We start from the raw sequence: 14005 nt of genomic DNA on the forward strand, positions 1-14005 counted from the left end.
CTCCAATGTGTGAACGTGGATTAGAATTCACCAAATTCGTCATCGGTTTTTGCTACGGCGTTGCTGGTGTTCGGCCGCACCGAAGATCCACCGTGCCTCGTTTTGCCATGGCCCGGTTTGCTCATTCGGTTCATTTGCTGACTGCTGGTTTTGAAAAATGCAACCAGGTTTTGCAATTGGGCTGCATGGTCATTCATTTCCTCTGCCGTGGCCGCCAATTCTTCGCTCGCACTGGCGTTCTGCTGAGTAATCTGGCTCAGCTGGGTCATTGACAGGCTAATCTGCTGGCCCGCTGATTTTTGCTCGTCGCTGGCCGCGGTAATTTCCTGAACCAAATCGCTGGTACGCTTGATGTCCGGTACAATTTTATTCAACAAGGTGCCGGCCTTCTCGGCCACATTCACACTCGACTCGGCCAACTTGCCAATTTCCTGCGCTGCTTCCTGACTGCGTTCAGCCAGTTTGCGTACCTCAGTGGCGACTACGGCAAAGCCCTTGCCGTGCTCACCTGCACGGGCGGCTTCAATGGCGGCGTTCAAGGCCAACAAGTTAGTTTGATAAGCGATGTCATCGATAATCATGACCTTGTCGGCGATGCTGCGCATGGCTTCCACGGTGCTTGCTACGGCTTTGCCACCCTCTTCTGCATCGCGAGCAGCCTTGGTAGAAATGTCGGATGTGACACGTGAGTTGTCGGAGTTCTGGGTAATCGATGAACTGATCTGTTCAATTGATGCTGTAGTTTCTTCCACACTGGCCGCCTGCTCACTTGTTGCATTGGACAGGTTTCCAGAGGTTGCACTGACCTGCTCGCTGGCCGTGGCCAGGCTGTCGCAGCTTGCACGGACTTCGGTAACCACACCAGCCAAACGCTCAGTCATTTTTTTCATGTCGTACAACAAACTGGTGGTGTCACCTTTGGCCAGTTGAATATCGACAGTCATGTCGCCCTCGGCAATTCGCTTGACCAAATCACCTGCATAGGAGGGTTCTCCGCCAATCTGTCGCATCACATTGCGAGTGATCAGGAAGCCCAGCGAAATTCCTGCTGCAAATGCAAACAGCACGAACACAGTCAATGTCCATTTGGATGATTCATACAGGCTTTCAATGAATCCAACGGTCTTCAAGGCGTTTTCTTCCTTGTTGGCGGTCAATTGGTCAAAGAGCTCATCTGTTTCCTTGGCATGTTGACCTTGAACTTTCCAGGTGGCCATAAACTCAGCTGGCAAAACCAAGTAGGGCTCTTTCTCGGCGGCATCGGCCAATGCGCGTGTAGCGCTCAACCAGTTTTTGTGCTTTTCGCGAACCTGTTTAATCAGTTCACGTCCCTCAGGCGAAACAAAAAGCGGATCCGCTTTTTCAATCACTTCCTCCAGCTTGGTAAAGCGTCCTTCCAGACCTGCACGGGCCTTTTTGCGCGCTTCTTCGTCCTTGGCGATCAGAATGGTTCGCCAGTCACGCGCTGCCGCCGCGCGATGAATACCTGCGTCCTTGATATAAGAAAGTCCCATCAACTCGCGATCGTAAATTGCGCGTGACGCGTCATTGATCTGGTTCATGTTGTACAAACCAAGTCCGCCAACTGCGGCCGTAAGAATGGAAGTGACCACGAAGGCGGTCAGGAGTAATTTTTTGAGCGTCAATTTCATTTGAGTTCCCACAAATAGAAGTGTTCTTTGCAATGGCGTTTGCGCTGCAAATCGCCCGAAACAAAGGGTCGTTTGCGCGTCAGGAAGGCAACCGTTGGTCAACTGCGTGATCCGGGAACCGAATAGATACCGTGTGATCTGGCCAAGAGAGAATCGAACCACCCAATCGGGTTGGCTCAATGCCATGGAAGGATTGTCGGCAGGAAATCGCGAAAATTAGTGTCTGAAAAAGGGGGATCCCCCCTTACTTGTGGGGGAGTGAAGGCCATAAAAAAAACCCGCCGGCTGGCGGGTTTGGTATGCACGTCCCAAGCTTACAGCGATCGGGCAATAATCTCTTTCATGATTTCACTAGAACCACCATAGATGCGCTGAACGCGGGCATCCGCGTACATTTGCGCAATCGGGTACTCCATCATGTAACCATAGCCACCGAAGAACTGAAGACATTCATCAATAACCTTGCATTCCAGCTCGCTCAAATGCAATTTGGCAATCGATGCAGTTGCCGCGTCCAGCTTGCCCGCCACCAGCTTTTCAATCGAGTTGTCAATAAAAGCCCGAGCTACAACCGCCTGAGATTTCAGTTCAGCCATTTTGAAGCGGGTATTCTGGAACTCGAAAATGGATTTACCAAAGGCCTTACGCTCTTTGGTGTATTCCAGGGTAATTTCAATGGCCATTTCAATCGCAGCCATGGCGCCCACACCCAGCATCAAACGCTCGTAGGGCAACTCAACCATTAGCTGCATGAAGCCCATTCCCTCAGCACCCAATACGTTTTGGGCTGGAATGCGCACATTGTCAAAGAACAACTCGCAGGTGTCTTGCCCTTTCTGGCCGAGTTTTTCAAGAATTCGACCTACTTTGAAACCTTCAGCTTTCTTGGTCTCCAGCAACATCAACGTGGTGCCTTTGGCGCCTGCGCTTGGGTCGGTTTTGGTAACCAGAATAATCACGTCGGCCAGATAACCATTGGAAATGAAAATTTTGGAACCATTCACTACATAGTGATTGCCCTCTTTCACCGCGCTAGTGCGAATGCCCTGCAAATCTGAACCGGCACCTGGTTCGCTCATCGCAATCGCGCCAATCATTTCGCCGCTTGCCATCTTGGGCAGGAAGTATTGTTTCTGTTCCTCAGTGCCATGATTCAAAATGTACTGGGCTGCAATTGCATGCACATGCACACCGAACGAACGGTCGCCGCTGTAGGCCAATTCTTCAAACAACACGGCCATGTGCGTGAAATCGCCGCCGGCACCGCCGTACTCCTCGGGAATATCTGCCGACAACAAGCCCATTTCTCCGGCCTTGGTCCAAAGTTCACGGTCAACGTGTTGTTGTTTCGCCCATTTGTGCTGATTGGGCTTGATCTCGGTTTCCACAAAACGACGAACGTTGGAACGATACAGTTCGAGGTCGGAATTCATCCAGCTGGGCTTGGGGTATCTCATTTGTCTCTTCACACTCTCAAAGTTATAGGTCAACCGACCGGTTGCAGTGAATCGATTATAGGTCACGTGACCTGTTTGTCAACAATGAGGTCAATATTGGGGGTAATTTTTGAGTTAAAGTACGCACATGAATACACACGCCACCACCGACAAAGGTCACATTCGCTCGCAGGAAATACTGCGCACCGCACAGGCCATACTGGCCAGCGAGGGCTATGCAGGGTTAAGTATGCGCGGCGTGGCTACCCAATTGGGTATTTCGCTAAGCACCGTGCAGCACTACTACACCAACAAGGAAGCGCTGGTTGAGGCCTTGCTGATCTATGTGATGGACAACTACCAGGCTGCGGTTGCGCAAGTGATGAATGCGATGAGCGACAAAAGCCAGCTTGAGCGGTTTAAAACGATCATTGATTTGATTCTGATTGAAATTCGTCGGCCTGAAACCTTTGGTGTGCTGGCAGAAATCTATGCCTTGTCAAACCGCTTGCCTTTTGCAGCGCGTTTGGTCGAGGCTGTGTACGCCCGGGAAAGAAAAGAGATTTTCAAACTGATTTACGGCCTGGAGCCAAAAATCAGCAAAGCAGAATACAAGTTGAGAGCTGCCATGATCGTCGTTCAAATACATGGGCTGGTTTCACAATTGGCTCAGGACAACGACCCAAGCCTTAGTCGCAGACAACTTGAGCAGGCCGCAAAACAAAGCTTCTTGATGCTGGCCACCAAAGCGTGACCAAAGTCACGTGGCGCCTGATGTTCAGGCGTACACGTTCAATTTCGTACCCAAATTACCACTGGTGGCCAGCGCGGGTGGCTGAGGAATAGACTGGATCAGCTGCGCCACGGACGACTCGGCAATGTCCATGGTTTTCTTGAACACCGCAATTTGACCCTGTTGAATCGATTGCGCTTGCTGCATCTGTACCGTGGCATTCACCATGGCGGCTGGGGAAACATCCATTGTTTTTCTCCGTATCTGTCACTTTGATAACGGCAGCCTGGGCTGAAACTTGAGTGCTTTATCAGGCCTGGGTTTCAGTGCCCTTTCTTGGCACGGTCCAGTATTTGAACCACCAATTCGCTTCGAATTTGCTCGCCACGCTCTACGTTCTGCGCATGCAACAACACGTTTTCTTCAATGAGTTTCGCCATGGAGCTGAGCAGCACATAGATCAGGTCTTCAGCCTTAAACATGGCTGCATTTTGAAGAATATTCAGCGCACCCAGGCAACAGGAATGGCGCAGCGCCATTTCATCCACGGCCAAGTCCCCATAATCAAGCGGGTCCTCTTTGGCAACTTCATTGACCAGCATCACAAGGGTGTTCAGATCAATTTCAACTTGATGCGTTGTTGCCATGGTGTTTCTCCGTGGTGAGCACACCTTCGTTCTACCATAGCGCTGTACAGAAAACCAGCACTGAATGGATGTAATTTCACTCCATTAATTACAAGTATTTGCATTTATGATTAAATTGAGTAATTATTAAGAAATGCTCCAAGAATGACAGGGATGAATGCCATGAAAACCGCCAAAGAATTGCAAGCCAGCCCAATCGTGGGCGAGACCCACCAGGTACAGAATGTTGCCAACGAATTGCACAGCTACAACCTGTTTACCACCGATGCCGCCCTGCTCGAAGGTGTGAAGCGCGAGGGTGGCGCTTGGGGCGTGTCTGAAATTGCCGCTTTTGGCGAAAAGTGTGGCAAACCAGAATACCTGGAGCTGGGTTTTCTGGCCAACAAATACACCCCTGAGCTGGACACCCATGACCGCTTTGGCAACCGGGTCGATTCCGTGCGCTATCACGGTGCTTACCATGAGCTCATGAAATCAGCCCTTGAGGAAGGACTGCACAGCCAGCCCTGGACCCACCCACGCGAGGGCGCACATGTGGTGCGCGGTGCCAAGGCATTCATGCAAAGCCAGGTGGAGGCCGGACACGGCTGCCCCGTCACCATGACTTTTGCCTCCATTCCAAGCTTTCGCTTACAGCCTGAAGTGGCTGCAATTTTCGAATCGAAAATATTGACTCGCGGCTACGACCCGCGCAATGTGCCCATCGATGAAAAGCAGTCCATTACTGTGGGCATGGGCATGACCGAGAAACAGGGCGGCTCGGATGTGCGGGCCAACAGCACAATGGCCACTCCTGTGAACCAGCCAGGTGCCGGGCAAATGTATTCACTGGTGGGGCACAAATGGTTTTTATCTGCCCCCATGTGCGACGTATTTTTGATACTGGCGCAAACCACCGCAGGCGTATCGTGTTTTGCCGTGCCGCGCTGGTTGCCCGATGGCACGAAAAACGCACTGAATGTGATTCGCTTGAAAGATAAAATGGGCAACAAATCCAATGCCTCCAGCGAAGTGGAATTTCGCGGTGCGCAGGGTTGGCTAATTGGCGATGAAGGTCGCGGTGTGCCCACGATTATCGAAATGGTGAGCCTGACCCGTTTTGATTGCATGGGTGCATCGGCGGGCCTCATGCGTGCGGGCCTGGCCAATGCCATTCACCATTGCAAACAACGCGCGGCGTTTGGCGCCAAGCTGATCGATCAACCGTTGATGCAGAACGTACTGGCCGATTTGCAGCTTGAATACGAAGGTGCCATGGCCTTTTCCATGCGCATGGCCCGAGCGCTGGACAAGAAAGACAGCGACGAACATGAAGCACACCTTGCCCGCCTGGCCACCGCTGTGGGCAAATACTGGATTTGTAAACGCGCTCCGCAACACAGCTATGAAATCATGGAATGCATTGGCGGCAGTGGCGTGATGGAGAATTCGATTTACCCGCGCCTGTTCCGCGAAAGTGTGATCAACCCGATTTGGGAAGGCAGCGGTAACGTGCAATGCCTGGATGTACTTCGCGCCATCGGCAAAACCCCGGCGGTGCTTATGGCCTTCAATGCAGAATTGAACGAAGCACGGGGTGGCAATTCCATTCTTGACCAATACCTGGATGGCTTGAATCAACAATTTACGCAGTTAAACCCGACCGATATGCATGGCCTGCAATACAGCGCCAGAACCATGGTAGACCAAATGGCTTTGGCCTTTGAAGCATCGCTGTTGGTTCGCCATGCACCCGCAGCCGTGAGCGAAGCATTTTGCGCCAGTCGCCTGGCGGCGCAAGGCCACCACAACTATGGCGCCTTGCCCAAAGGCGTGAATGTGAAATCGATCATTGAACGAGCCGACCCAGGCGTTGTGAAAGCGTAATTCCATTGGACTGGAGCGGCCACACTCCGAGCCCTGACCGACAGACTATGCACCATGTCGTGAAAGGGCTTTCGCATGCGGGGTGTGGGCCAAAACAATCTACCCGCCAAGGCGGGTTGCTGGCTTAACAATGCTTCAATCGCGGGTATACAATCGTTCCACACCATGGCATTAGGCCAAAGCATAGCAGCCCATTCAATGCTCTCTTGCTCGGCCAACACCGAGCTGGAGGCTTCACAGGGTGCACTGTACAAATGCAACACTTCGCCATTCTCCATGCACACCGCTGCCATGCAGTAGCGCCCCTGCCCCGCACCTGAGGCATCCACCAACACATGCCGCCCGACGTAAAACACCGCCGCAGTTCGATTTTCCGGGGCCACCCGAAATACCATGAAGACCACACCCTTCTCAAAAAGACCAATCTGTCCACAAAAGTGAGGGTGTTTACCCTGAGGGTGACCACCAGCAATTGTCGCTAAAATGCCCAAATTCGAGCACCACCACAATACAACATGAACGCCTTACCCCAAGCCCAACCCGGAAAATTGTTCCAACTAGTCTTTGCACTCATCATGGGCTTTCTCATGGTGGGTATCGTTACTTTCGTCACCACCGCCAGCAATTTTGGCTTCGGCGGTAACTTTCTGGCCACGTGGGGAAAAACATACCTGATTGGTTACCTGGCTGCGGTGCCCGCCATCTATTTGCTGGCCCCCATTGCACGGCGTATCACGGCCCAACTGCTGAACTAATGCACTGAACCAGCATTCCCCCTTTCCTCCGGTTTTGACTGAGCTTAAGCTGAGTTTATTCTTGCGGTTAACAAAACCCAAGTTACAGGCCAGGAGCCCAGCACGTGACGGAATTCAAGCGCACCCAGGAAATGCACCAGTACTACCGCGACAGTCTGGTAAAAACCTATTTCTTTGATGAGTTCGGGAAAATTCCAAAAGACACACTGATCTCACTGATCGACACCAACTCCTGCGACCCAGTGCAGTGTGCCGAAACCTTGCATGTTCTCCAGTCTGGTCTTTCGCCTGCCAAAGACCTGGCACTCAAACAAATGATCATGCTGATTGCGCAATCGCACTTGTCGATGGACAAGCACCGCAACGGCATTCAAACCCCAATGCCCGCGGCTTACAAAAAAGGGATTCGCGACGGGCTTATGCGCATGCTGCAAAAAGTGCCCAGTGTGAAATACCTGATCAACGCCATTCAGGTGCTTTATCGCATTGGTGAAATTGACGAAGCCATGGCCTTGGTTCGTAAAAATGAAAAAGTGGTCGACACTTCGCCACATCTTCAGCAAATTGTGGCCATGGTGTACACCATGGAGGAACGCTATGAAGAGGCATTGCCCTACCTGCTGAAGCTGGTCGATTCTGGCGCACATCAAAACAATTCGCTGATCAAGCTGATGAGCATGGCCTGCATGTACAAGCTGGGTGCGCTACCCGACGAGCCTGTCGATTTCGCAAGCCTGGCGCAAGCCGCCAATTCAAACAAACCCGAATTTCCCTACCACTGGTTGGTCAAACCCACAGAAAACCACCGCAGCAAACCCACGCTGCTGATCGCCTGTGACGACAAATATTTTTATGAACATGCCCTGGCTTTGGTGTACTCGGTGCTTGAACACAACCACGACAATGTGCTTGTTCACTTTCATCTGTACACCCCCAATGCCAGCGTTGTGAAATACGTACGCGACCTGGCTGCAAAGTATCCTCAACTTGAAATTACTGCAGCGCAGGAAACAATCGATTTGAAATCACCGACCAAGGTGGTGGAATTCGCCACCCGGCGGTTTGCAGCCAGCCAGGCTTTGCTTTCGCACTTCAACGCACCTGTCATTTTGCTGGATGCCGATGCACTGTGGCGCAAACCCTGGAAAGAAACCATGGGTGAATTGGCCAGCAACAGCGATGTGATTGTTTGCCAACCCAAAGCTGCACCGTTCTGGGAGCATGTGGCCGCTGGCATGGTGTACTTGAACAACACACCGGCTGCGCAGCGTTACATTGCCCAAGTGGTGGCATTTATTGAAGACAATTTGCGAAAGGGAAAATCACTTTGGTTTCTCGATCAGATTGCCCTGTCAGCCTGCCACCACGAAGCGCACAAACACCAATGGGGAATCCGCTTTGCAAGCACAGCACCCGACCAGTTAATGGATGTGAATCACGGCGAGCACGCATTAACCTGGGTGGTCACCAACCAGAAGCATGCTGCTGGGGCCTACGCGGATTACAAACGTGAACTGCAACAACGCCACGGTCAACTTCCCTATTCCACGCCCAACGATGCATTTCTGGCCATCAGCCAGCAAAAAAAACCGGTTCAGTTTCTTCAAGTGGGAGCCATGGACGGTGTCAGCTACGACCCCATTCACCCTTTCATTCGCAACTTTGCCTGGCACGGTGTGTTGGTTGAACCCCTGCCCGACATGCTGGAACGCACACGCAACAATTACCAAGGCTGTACCGGCCTAGTGTTTGAAAACGTTGCAATTACAGAACAGGTGGAAACCAAGAATCTGTATCGAATTGCACCCGACGTGATAGTGAAGCACAAGCTGCCTGACTGGCTCAAGGGCATGTCCACCTTCAGTGACACCAAACTGAAGGACTATCAACAATATGTCACTGTGGAAGAGGTGCAGTGCATGCCCTTGATGGCACTGATCGAGCGCAACCCTTTGGCTCACATCGACGTGTTTCAGATCGACACCGAAGGCTACGACTACACGGTATTCAAACAACTCGATTTCTCGAAATTCAGACCCACCATCATCAACCTTGAAATCGTGAACCTGAACGCAGAAGAACTGCAGGCTTTGGAACACGATCTCATGGCTCAGGACTACTTGTTTTATCGCTACGAGTTCGACATGATCGCCATGGACAAACGCTGGTTTCAAAATGCGACTTGAATGCGAATAAAGACTCGCTTTAGTCTGGGGCATTCACACTGCATGTTGATGCCCCATGACCACCATTCACTATCCGCAACCCGCACGCCTTCGAACTTTCCAGTTCACGCAAACAAAGACGCCCTGGCTCATCCGGAAGCTGCTGGGTCGACCATTCGCCCCAACGCCAGAGGAATATGCAATGTTGCATCACGACCTTTTTGAAGGCGACCCGGTCATGGATGAATACATCAAGGCGCACCTGGATGGATCCAGCCACAAATCGGATTGGCGAGAATTTCATCAAGCCCTGAGTTCAGACAATCCACTGGCTTTTCGGGGCAGTGGCGCACTTCACCAATTGATTCAATCCACATGCATCAATCCCGACTGGGCTGATTGGAAATTAATAGAAGAAGGTGTGCGTTTCATTCACGGCACCGGGCGGGCTGCCACCGATGTGTTGCGCGACATGGCCCTGATGGGCGGATACCTGATGGTGGCCTTTAACAAGACCTTGATACTGACAGGCGAACTTGAAAAAGGTGCTGCACCCCGGCTGGCCAGCACAGCGCAATGGTGGCTGAAAGTGGTCAATCCACAAGCCAATATCGCGGGTGGCGATGGCGCCTTGGCCACACTGCGTGTGCGATGGATGCACGCCCTGGTTCGATACCAGTTGAGCAACAGCCCCCAGTGGGATTCCAGGCAATGGGGCCTGCCCATCAATCAGGTGGACATGGCAGCCACCTATCTGGGCTTTAGTGCAGTCATGCTGCTGGGTCTTCGTAAAATGGGTATTGTGGTTACACCGCGCAATTCCAGGGCCGTGATGCAACTGTGGAAACTGATTGGCTGGCAAATGGGTGTGAAAGAACAATGGCTTGTGGACACCGAGGCACAAGCACTGGTTCGCCTGCGTCAGTTTTTATTCACGCACTCCCCACCCGACGAGTCCTCCCATCGACTGGCCAGTGCACTGGCCAGCGAACCGCTCAGCCGCAACTATACGCATCTACAAATACTGCGAAGGCGGCTCGCCTACCAAAAACACCTCAGCTCATCGTGGTACCTGTTGGGACCACGCATGTTTCACAAACTCGGGCTTCGAGCACCCTTCGGCCCCTTGATCGCCCTGCTGGAAGTGCCGATACGTGCTGCGGTTCACACACTGGGACGTTGTATGCCAGGGTATTCAAAACGATTCACACAGCATGGTCGCAGGGCACAAGAAATTGCAGTCGCCGAACTTCAACAGCGACAAACCGAACAGGCCGTGCCCCCAGTTTCTGTCAATGCGAGTTGAACACGAACAAAAAGTCGTATTAAACTGAACGCTCGTTTGAATATTCAATTTGCGGGGCACTATGGGAAGCTGGTCGAATAAAACTGTGTTCATCACCGGCGGCAGCCGTGGCATTGGTCGGGAAATCATTTTGCGACTGGCCCGCGAAGGCGCCAACATCACCATTGCCGCAAAATCTGACACGCCCAATCCCAAATTGCCGGGCACCATTCATTCGGTGGCCCAAGAGGTCATTGAAGCCGGTGGCAAAGCCCTGCCCATCGCAACCGATGTGCGCGACGAAGAGCAAATCAAACGCGCCATACAGGCCACAGCACAACACTTCGGCGGCATTGATTTGTTGGTGAACAACGCCGGCTTTTTGGGCATCACGCCCCTGGGTGTTACTGAAACCAAAAAGTTCGACCTGATGCACGCACTCAACACCCGAGCCCCTTTGATCACCATGCGAGAATGCCTGCCCTACCTGCAGGCAAGCCAGGGCAGCGTGCTGAATTTGTGCCCACCACTCAACCTGGACGAGGGCTGGCTGGGTGCGTTCATTCCCTACACCACCACCAAGTACGCCATGACACTGCTTAGCATGGGGTTTCAGCAAGAAGTGAAAGCCAAAGGGATCGCAGTCAAAACCCTGTGGCCTGCCACCTTGATTGCCACTGCTGCGGTGGGCATGTTCAGCGGCGAAGAAGGCTTGAACGTGTCGCGCAAACCTGAAGTGATGGCCGACGCAGCCTTTGAGTTAATTACACAGCGTGATCGATTCGCTGCCAAAACAAGCTGGCTGGACGAGGAAGTGCTGCGTGAAACCGGCATTTCCGACTTCACGAACTACGCCAACAACCCCGCACGCGTGAATGAAATTCAAAGGGACTTCTACATCGGCAAGTTCTGACAGACCATGCGAAAAATTCCCCAGCAGCAACGCTCCAAGGAACTGGTGGCGCGTTTGGTGGATGCCACTGCACAATCGATCCGAATCAATGGCATGGACAAGTTCACCACGCACCACGTGGCCGAGCTGGCCGGTGTCAGCGTGGGCTCGCTATATCAATATTTTGATTCGCGAGAAGACCTTATCGAGGCTATGCTCGATATGGTCACACTGAATCTTCGCGAGGGCTTGAACAAACTGGTGCTGGAGAAAACCACCGACCTGCGGGACATGGTTGAGAAGTCAGTTCACTTCGGCATGGGTTTTTTGCGCGCTGACGACGGTTTGGCTGTTGAACTGGTTCGCAACTGGTACCGCCTGCCGACCCAAAACGTGGTGCGTCTGCTGCAAGACACGCTGTTGGATTTCATGCGCATGTACCTGCTGAAAAACCCACTGGCCAGCAACCCGGAACGGCTTCAGATTCGAAGTTTCATTATCGCGAATGCCATTGTGTTCACCATGATCCGCGCCATCAGCGAACCCAGCCCTTTCATCACCGACGAGGAACTGGAACTGGAGTTGGTGGAAATGGTGGTCAGCTTCCTGAATGCATAGTTTCATCGTAAATGGTGCCGCCAATTCGCAAAGCAGAGTCCGCGCGTTTTGAATGAACCACCGGATAGAACATTTGATGCACCCAATGTTCCTGGCCGTGAATGCGATCGTCCATCAGGCCAATGTGCTCGGGGTATTTGCGCGTAATGTGCGCTGTGCCGAAAATTACATCCCACAAAAACAGCATGTTGCCAAAGTTGCCTGTGTAGTTGCCGATGCCGTCTTTGTTGGTCAAGGCATGGTGTGCCCAGTGGGTTGCGGGCGTCGAAATGGTGCGCTCCACAACCCACATCACAGGGTGCAAAGCCTTGATTTTGTAAAGCGGCTCGTCCCAGCGCCAGGCACAGTGCGCCCCCAGAATTATCGTCAGCTTCGCGGTCAGGTAAAACCCATACACCCAAACCCCTATGCCCAAAAACAGCAGGGCACCTGATATCCACAAGCCAGGCATCATCAGGTAGTAAAAGAAATTGTTGCGAAAGGTCATGCGCACGCTCATGTATTGCGCAGAATGGTGCGCGCGGTGCAACGGCCACAAGAAGGGCGAATGCGAAGCCCGATGCCACAGGTATTGGGTCAAATCATCACCCAACAACAGCAGGGCAAACATGGCCCACCAAGGCCAGTCTGCCAACGCACCTTGAAATTCTGAAAACCAGGTTTGGCCTGCATTCTGTGTCGCCAAAATGGCAAGTGGCTGGGAAATGGCCACCACACTGACAAACACCAACAGGTCAAGCTTGGTGTCATTTGCAGTGGCATGCACAGTGGCCTGATAACGACGACTCGCAAATTCCATCAATGCGAAACCAGCAATGGCCACGCCAATCAGAACATTTTGAAATTGTGCGGCATCCATTGGGGCCCCTGTGATGAACGGTACGCCTGTAATTTACCCTTGTGACACCTATTCGTCCAATGCATAATTAGTTTACTTTCAATGCACTGGGTGCATCAATTGCCATGAATCTGAATCAACTGGAACACCTGCTGGCGCTGGACGAGGCAAGGCATTTTGCAAAGGCCGCCGACAAAGTCCATCTAAGCCAACCGGCATTCAGCCGAAGTATTCAAGCGCTGGAGAAACAAACAGGCCTGGTCCTGTTTGAACGCAAAGGCGGCGACATACGCCCCACCCCGGCTGGGCAATTTCTGATTGATCGCGCCCGCCAGTTGATCTTGGAGGCTCGCGCAGTTCAGCGTGACATTCTCTTGTACCAACGCGGCGAGGTGGGTGAATTGTCATTCGGTGTAGGGCCTTTTCCCAGCGCCACACTGGCTCGAAGTGTCATCGAGAAAATTCGTGTTCAGTATCCGAAGGTGGCGTTACAAACTGAAATAGCAAGCCCCGCCGAATTGCTGACGATGCTGACACGAGAGGAAATTGAGTTTTTTGTCGCCGACACCGGCGACATGGTGACCTTGCCCTTTCTGCACATTGAGCCATTGATGCGCCAGTACGGTCACCTCTATGCGCGATACGATCACCCTTTGGCCCACAAAGCCCACACCTTCGAAGACGCCTGGACCTATGGCATTGCCTCCGTGAAACTGCCCGATCCACTCAAAGCAGGCTTGGGGCAATTGTTGCAACAAAGCAAGCGTAACCTGCCCCAACTGGCGCTGGAGTGCGACGATGTCCATCTGCTGCACCAACTGGCCCTGAATACCGACACTGTGGTTGCATCCACAGACATCGCTGCAAAACCCTGGCTACGCCAAAAGCAGTTGGTACAACTCAACACCACTGATTTTCCGAGACTGTTCTCGAACATTTCAATTGTGAACTTGAGTAACCGGGCTTTGTCGCCCGTGGCCGATTTTGCGATTGAGCAGTTCAGGCAAACCGCCAAACAGTCATTTGATTAGTACGCATTGTCGAATCCGTTTTCGCGCTGAATTGCTGTAAGGCGAAGTGACAACCACAGTACATGGGTGACGCAGGCCAATTTTTAG

Annotated in this window: 14 protein-coding genes; 8 read left to right on the forward strand and 6 right to left on the reverse strand. The window is 52.4% G+C overall.

The annotated features are described in order from the left end of the window. Nucleotides 1-20: 20 nt before the first annotated feature. Together B4C79_RS13790 and B4C79_RS13795 are read right to left on the reverse strand one after the other, a co-directional pair. The gene (locus tag B4C79_RS13790) at nucleotides 21-1652 is read right to left on the reverse strand and encodes a methyl-accepting chemotaxis protein (protein WP_291740823.1); all 1632 of its coding nucleotides are present in this window, start codon (nucleotides 1650-1652) and stop codon (nucleotides 21-23) included. Nucleotides 1653-1966: 314 nt separating this feature from the next. Next, nucleotides 1967-3109, reverse strand: a complete 1143-nt coding sequence (locus tag B4C79_RS13795) for an acyl-CoA dehydrogenase family protein (protein WP_291740825.1) — start codon at nucleotides 3107-3109, stop codon at nucleotides 1967-1969. Nucleotides 3110-3236: 127 nt separating this feature from the next. Between B4C79_RS13795 and B4C79_RS13800 the strand changes: the two genes are divergently transcribed. Continuing rightward, nucleotides 3237-3842, forward strand: coding sequence for a TetR/AcrR family transcriptional regulator (locus B4C79_RS13800; RefSeq protein ID WP_171098445.1), 606 nt, complete (start codon nucleotides 3237-3239; stop codon nucleotides 3840-3842). 24 nt (nucleotides 3843-3866) lie between these two features. Here the strand turns inward: B4C79_RS13800 and B4C79_RS13805 are convergent, their stop codons facing one another. Together B4C79_RS13805 and B4C79_RS13810 are read right to left on the reverse strand one after the other, a co-directional pair. Beyond that, nucleotides 3867-4070: a YjfB family protein gene (locus B4C79_RS13805; protein ID WP_171098443.1), complete on the reverse strand. Its 204-nt coding sequence runs from the start codon at nucleotides 4068-4070 to the stop codon at nucleotides 3867-3869. 74 nt (nucleotides 4071-4144) lie between these two features. After that, nucleotides 4145-4468, reverse strand: coding sequence for a hypothetical protein (locus tag B4C79_RS13810; RefSeq protein WP_105028705.1), 324 nt, complete (start codon nucleotides 4466-4468; stop codon nucleotides 4145-4147). 162 nt (nucleotides 4469-4630) lie between these two features. On the opposite strand from B4C79_RS13810, the gene B4C79_RS13815 reads away from it, so the two are divergent. Further along, nucleotides 4631-6334 carry an acyl-CoA dehydrogenase family protein gene (locus tag B4C79_RS13815; protein WP_348676731.1) on the forward strand — a complete coding sequence of 568 codons (1704 nt, stop codon included), beginning with the start codon at nucleotides 4631-4633 and terminating at the stop codon, nucleotides 6332-6334. On the opposite strand, the gene B4C79_RS13820 is transcribed toward B4C79_RS13815, so the two are convergent. Further along, nucleotides 6259-6729 carry a hypothetical protein gene (locus tag B4C79_RS13820; RefSeq protein WP_291740828.1) on the reverse strand — a complete coding sequence of 157 codons (471 nt, stop codon included), beginning with the start codon at nucleotides 6727-6729 and terminating at the stop codon, nucleotides 6259-6261. The two genes, B4C79_RS13815 and B4C79_RS13820, sit on opposite strands and share 76 nt — an antisense overlap. A gap of 120 nt (nucleotides 6730-6849) precedes the next feature. On the opposite strand from B4C79_RS13820, the gene B4C79_RS13825 reads away from it, so the two are divergent. From B4C79_RS13825 to B4C79_RS13845, 5 genes are all read left to right on the forward strand, one after another. Next, nucleotides 6850-7089 carry a DUF2798 domain-containing protein gene (locus tag B4C79_RS13825; RefSeq protein ID WP_171098435.1) on the forward strand — a complete coding sequence of 80 codons (240 nt, stop codon included), beginning with the start codon at nucleotides 6850-6852 and terminating at the stop codon, nucleotides 7087-7089. A 104-nt stretch (nucleotides 7090-7193) separates the two neighbouring features. Then, a complete protein-coding gene (locus B4C79_RS13830) occupies nucleotides 7194-9275 on the forward strand; it encodes an FkbM family methyltransferase (RefSeq protein WP_291740831.1) in 2082 nt (693 codons plus the stop codon). 181 nt (nucleotides 9276-9456) lie between these two features. Next, complete coding sequence (locus B4C79_RS13835; protein WP_291740834.1) at nucleotides 9457-10560, forward strand: oxygenase MpaB family protein; 1104 nt, start codon at nucleotides 9457-9459, stop codon at nucleotides 10558-10560. Between the two features lie 61 nt (nucleotides 10561-10621). Beyond that, a complete protein-coding gene (locus B4C79_RS13840) occupies nucleotides 10622-11452 on the forward strand; it encodes an SDR family oxidoreductase (RefSeq protein ID WP_291713306.1) in 831 nt (276 codons plus the stop codon). A gap of 6 nt (nucleotides 11453-11458) precedes the next feature. Further along, nucleotides 11459-12049 (forward strand): TetR/AcrR family transcriptional regulator, encoded by a 591-nt coding sequence (locus B4C79_RS13845; RefSeq protein ID WP_291740836.1) that lies wholly within the window; start codon nucleotides 11459-11461, stop codon nucleotides 12047-12049. Here the strand turns inward: B4C79_RS13845 and B4C79_RS13850 are convergent. Beyond that, complete coding sequence (locus tag B4C79_RS13850) at nucleotides 12030-12908, reverse strand: sterol desaturase family protein (RefSeq protein WP_291740838.1); 879 nt, start codon at nucleotides 12906-12908, stop codon at nucleotides 12030-12032. The two genes, B4C79_RS13845 and B4C79_RS13850, sit on opposite strands and share 20 nt — an antisense overlap. Nucleotides 12909-13012: 104 nt before the next feature. Here B4C79_RS13850 and B4C79_RS13855 point away from each other — a divergent pair, with 104 nt between their 5' ends. After that, nucleotides 13013-13918 carry a LysR family transcriptional regulator gene (locus B4C79_RS13855; RefSeq protein ID WP_291740839.1) on the forward strand — a complete coding sequence of 302 codons (906 nt, stop codon included), beginning with the start codon at nucleotides 13013-13015 and terminating at the stop codon, nucleotides 13916-13918. Nucleotides 13919-14005: the final 87 nt, after the last annotated feature.

Source organism: Limnobacter sp. UBA7229, assembly GCF_002473065.1.
GTDB classification, from domain to species: Bacteria; Pseudomonadota; Gammaproteobacteria; order Burkholderiales; family Burkholderiaceae_B; genus Limnobacter; species Limnobacter profundi.

What these genes read in the sequence shown, in the direction of transcription:
- B4C79_RS13790 (WP_291740823.1), bottom strand. Translation starts at nt 1,652, where the DNA reads ATGAAATTGACGCTCAAAAAATTACTCCTGACCGCCTTCGTGGTCACT.
- B4C79_RS13795 (WP_291740825.1), bottom strand. Translation starts at nt 3,109, where the DNA reads ATGAGATACCCCAAGCCCAGCTGGATGAATTCCGACCTCGAACTGTAT.
- B4C79_RS13800 (WP_171098445.1), top strand. Translation starts at nt 3,237, where the DNA reads ATGAATACACACGCCACCACCGACAAAGGTCACATTCGCTCGCAGGAA.
- B4C79_RS13805 (WP_171098443.1), bottom strand. Translation starts at nt 4,070, where the DNA reads ATGGATGTTTCCCCAGCCGCCATGGTGAATGCCACGGTACAGATGCAG.
- B4C79_RS13810 (WP_105028705.1), bottom strand. Translation starts at nt 4,468, where the DNA reads ATGGCAACAACGCATCAAGTTGAAATTGATCTGAACACCCTTGTGATG.
- B4C79_RS13815 (WP_348676731.1), top strand. Translation starts at nt 4,631, where the DNA reads ATGAAAACCGCCAAAGAATTGCAAGCCAGCCCAATCGTGGGCGAGACC.
- B4C79_RS13820 (WP_291740828.1), bottom strand. Translation starts at nt 6,729, where the DNA reads ATGGTATTTCGGGTGGCCCCGGAAAATCGAACTGCGGCGGTGTTTTAC.
- B4C79_RS13825 (WP_171098435.1), top strand. Translation starts at nt 6,850, where the DNA reads ATGAACGCCTTACCCCAAGCCCAACCCGGAAAATTGTTCCAACTAGTC.
- B4C79_RS13835 (WP_291740834.1), top strand. Translation starts at nt 9,457, where the DNA reads ATGTTGCATCACGACCTTTTTGAAGGCGACCCGGTCATGGATGAATAC.
- B4C79_RS13840 (WP_291713306.1), top strand. Translation starts at nt 10,622, where the DNA reads ATGGGAAGCTGGTCGAATAAAACTGTGTTCATCACCGGCGGCAGCCGT.
- B4C79_RS13845 (WP_291740836.1), top strand. Translation starts at nt 11,459, where the DNA reads ATGCGAAAAATTCCCCAGCAGCAACGCTCCAAGGAACTGGTGGCGCGT.
- B4C79_RS13850 (WP_291740838.1), bottom strand. Translation starts at nt 12,908, where the DNA reads ATGGATGCCGCACAATTTCAAAATGTTCTGATTGGCGTGGCCATTGCT.
- B4C79_RS13855 (WP_291740839.1), top strand. Translation starts at nt 13,013, where the DNA reads ATGAATCTGAATCAACTGGAACACCTGCTGGCGCTGGACGAGGCAAGG.